Genomic DNA, 3,236 nt, shown 5'->3' on the forward strand with positions numbered 1-3,236 from the left:
CCCTGTCTTTTTCCCCCAGATCACAGAGTTGGGCATAAATATCCGTGCATACCAGCGGTGTCCAGACCTCACCGGTATCCGGCAGCACCCCGCTCCACCGTTCCACCTGATGGCCCATCTCCTCGAAGGCGTGTACCGCATTTTCAACACAAGACATTACCTCCGTGTGAACCCTGGCGTATCCCAAGTCAGGGCTGAAGGCGATTTTCAGTCGGTCAGGAAGCTCGCCAATGCACGACAGGTAAGACCTTGACGGTGCGGGAAGCGAATGGGGATCCGCCGGATGATACCCTGCCGCACAATCCAAATAGAGGGCGGCATCGCGAACCGTCCGCGTCAGGGGTCCCATCACGATCATGGCGCTGTAGCTTAAAAATGGCGACGGGCCCACTGGAATCCTGCCATAGGAGGGTTTGAGCCCGAAACAGCCCGAGTAGGAGGCGGGGATGCGAATGGATCCCCCCGCATCGGAACCCGTGCACAGCGGGACCAGGCCGCCGGCAACGGCCGCTGCGGAGCCGCCGCTGGAACCGCCCGGGGTCCGCTCCGGATTCCATGGGTTGCGGGTGATGCCGTGAAGCCTGTTTTTGGTGAAACCGGTAAACCCGAATTCCGGCACATTGGTCTTTCCCACCACAATGGCGCCCGCCGCCCGGAGACGGGCCACCTGGATCGAATCGCCTTCCACCATATTGTCCTTAAAGGGGATGGAGCCATAGCTGGTCACCATGCCGGCGGTATCCTCCAGGTCCTTGACGCCCAGGGGAACTCCTGCCAGGGGGCCGACACGTTTCCCAGCCACAATTTTCTCGGTCATTGACCGTGCTTCTGTAATTGCCCCTTCCGGGCGCAGGGACACGAAGGCGTTCAATCCCGGATTGACGCGGTCGATCCGATCGAGGGTGTCGCGCATGACGTCCAGGGGGGAAATTTCTTTTTTAGCGACGCGGGCTGCCAGTTTCCAGGCAGGCGTGTGGGCGGTTGGCATTTTAAATGCTCCTTCTCGAAATGAAATGCGAAAGAGAGCCCCAAGGTCATGGTCCATTGGAATACCTGATCCGGTGCTGCCAGTCAATTCCGCCGTGTCTCATGACGATGTTGGACGATTCGATGGAAACCGTTTCCCCAACGGTGGTACCGGGTACCCGGTACCCAGAATCCCCTTCGGCAAATGAAGGTCAATATAATAACAATGTCGAAAAAAATCTGCTTGACAGATGCTATCAACCGGAATAGGTTTCCTAAAAGGAAACTTTTTACCGTTAAGAATAAATAATTATAACATAGAATTGCATTGAATTATGGTTTTAATGCGATTTAATTTTCTATATGGAATACTAACGCGCCTCGATCGGCGCCCCTGCCGGTGGTCAGTTGGTGCCGCCATCCCCCCCCACTGCATCGATGATGGATTTTGCCTTCGTCCGACTGACCGCAACCCACCTGCCGGGAATATCGAACTAAAATTGAGAAGCGGGTATCCCGGTCTTGGCCGGTAGCCCCCTTGCCATCAAAAGAGGTGAGAATGATTTCGGAATCCCAGATCGGAAAAAAAATTAAAGCCCTTCGTCTTTCCCAACAACTCACCCTGGAATCCTTGGCGGTAAAGACCGGCCTCACCAAAGGCTACCTGTCCAAAGTCGAGAACTCCAAAAAATCACCTCCCGTATCCACCTTGATCGTCATCGCCAAGGCGCTGGGTGTGACGCTGTCCCGGATTTTTGGAGAGGAGAATACGGCTGCCCGCTGCTCAGTGGTCAAAAAGGCGGAACGCCAATTCATGGCCAAAACCGGCATCGCCTTCGGTTATTCCTATGAAACCCTGGCGCATAAATCTCCCGACAAGAAAATGGAACCGTCTATCTTGACCCTTCCGGCCGATTCCAAAGAAAGCGCCATCTTTCAGCATGAAGGCGAGGAGATGATGCTGGTCATCGAAGGAACCATGCGGTTTTTCCATGGTGAGGCGGAGTACCTGCTGGAAACCGGGGATTGTGTCTATTTCGACTCCAGCATCCCCCATTACGGGCTTCCCGCCGATCATCGGGATGTGAAATGTGTGATGGTTATTTACGTTCCTTGAGCCCGGTCTGAAAATGGTAGGTCAGCTGAGAAAATGGATCGCATCGATATCCATTCAAAAAAAGTAAAAGAGAAATTCAATCCGAAAAAATTACACCAGGAAAGGGAAGAAACCAATGGGCACGCAATCTCCGCACAAGGCCATCCTCACTGCCGCCGTATCCGGTGCCATCCATACGCCCACCATGTCGCCCCATCTGCCGATCACCCCGCAGCAGTTGATCGATGACATCATGAGCGTTTACGAAGCCGGAGGGGCTGTGGCCCACCTGCATGTACGCGACCCGGAGACCGGTCAGCCCAAGGCGGATCAAAAGATCTTCCAGGACGTCGCCACCGAGGTCAAAAAACGCTGCGACATCGTTTTGTGCATGACCACTGGCGGCAGCCTTGGCGATACGGTGGAAAACCGGGCCAAGGTTGTCTCCAGCCTGGAGCCCGAGCTGGCCTCGCTGAATGCAGGCTCCCTGAATTTTGCCCTGTTTCACGTGGTCCCCAAATATGAGGGGCAGTGGAAACACGAATGGGAAAAACAATACTTGGCCGGCACCGATGATTTCATCTTCCCCAACACGTTTTACACCATCGTCAAATTTTGCGAATTGATGGACCAATACGGGACCAAACCGGAGTTCGAAATCTACGATGTGGGCATGATCAACAACCTGGCCTACCTGATCGACTCAGGCCGGATACAAACCCCCGTTTACCTGCAATTCGTGTTGGGCATCCTGGGCGGCATTCCGGCGACCGTGGAAAATCTGGTCTATCTGGTACAGACCGCGCGCCAGCAGATCGGCGATTTCCAGTGGTCGGTGTGCGCGGCCGGCCGTGCACAGTTTGCCATGACCACCCATGCCCTGCTCATGGGCGGCCACGCCCGCGTGGGCCTGGAAGACAACCTGTACCTGGAAAAGGGCACCCTGGCCAAAAGCAGCGGAGAACAGGTGGCCAAGCTCAAGCGCATTGCCGGCGAACTGGGCGTGGATACGGCCACCCCGGCAGAGGCCCGCCGGATTCTCGGATTGAAGGGACTGGACAAGGTAAAATTTTAAACAGGAGGCAGCATGAACGATCCCAAAATGCTCTGGCAACCCTCGGCCGCGTTTATCGAGAATTCAAACATGGTCCGATTCATGAACGAAGCCAACCGG

General features: G+C 55.2%; 3 protein-coding genes. 2 read left to right on the forward strand and 1 reads right to left on the reverse strand.

All coding sequences use genetic code 11. The features are described 5' to 3' along the window. A partial coding sequence (locus ABYV26_RS23540) for an amidase (RefSeq protein ID WP_372683792.1) occupies window positions 1–988 on the reverse strand: 988 nt, incomplete at its 3' end. A 537-nt stretch (window positions 989–1,525) separates the two neighbouring features. On the opposite strand from ABYV26_RS23540, the gene ABYV26_RS23545 reads away from it, so the two are divergent. Continuing rightward, entirely contained in the window at window positions 1,526–2,083 is a 558-nt protein-coding gene (locus tag ABYV26_RS23545; protein WP_372683793.1) for a helix-turn-helix domain-containing protein, read from the forward strand. A gap of 115 nt (window positions 2,084–2,198) precedes the next feature. Continuing rightward, complete coding sequence (locus ABYV26_RS23550; protein WP_372683794.1) at window positions 2,199–3,137, forward strand: 3-keto-5-aminohexanoate cleavage protein; 939 nt, start codon at window positions 2,199–2,201, stop codon at window positions 3,135–3,137. The last annotated feature ends 99 nt before the right edge of the window (window positions 3,138–3,236 follow it).

The sequence above is a fragment of the Desulfosarcina sp. genome (assembly GCF_041551955.1).
Lineage (GTDB): Bacteria > Desulfobacterota > Desulfobacteria > Desulfobacterales > Desulfosarcinaceae > Desulfosarcina.

Excerpts from the sequence above, each read along its gene's own strand:
- ABYV26_RS23550 (WP_372683794.1), top strand. The coding sequence starts at position 2,199 with ATGGGCACGCAATCTCCGCACAAGGCCATCCTCACTGCCGCCGTATCC.
- ABYV26_RS23545 (WP_372683793.1), top strand. The coding sequence starts at position 1,526 with ATGATTTCGGAATCCCAGATCGGAAAAAAAATTAAAGCCCTTCGTCTT.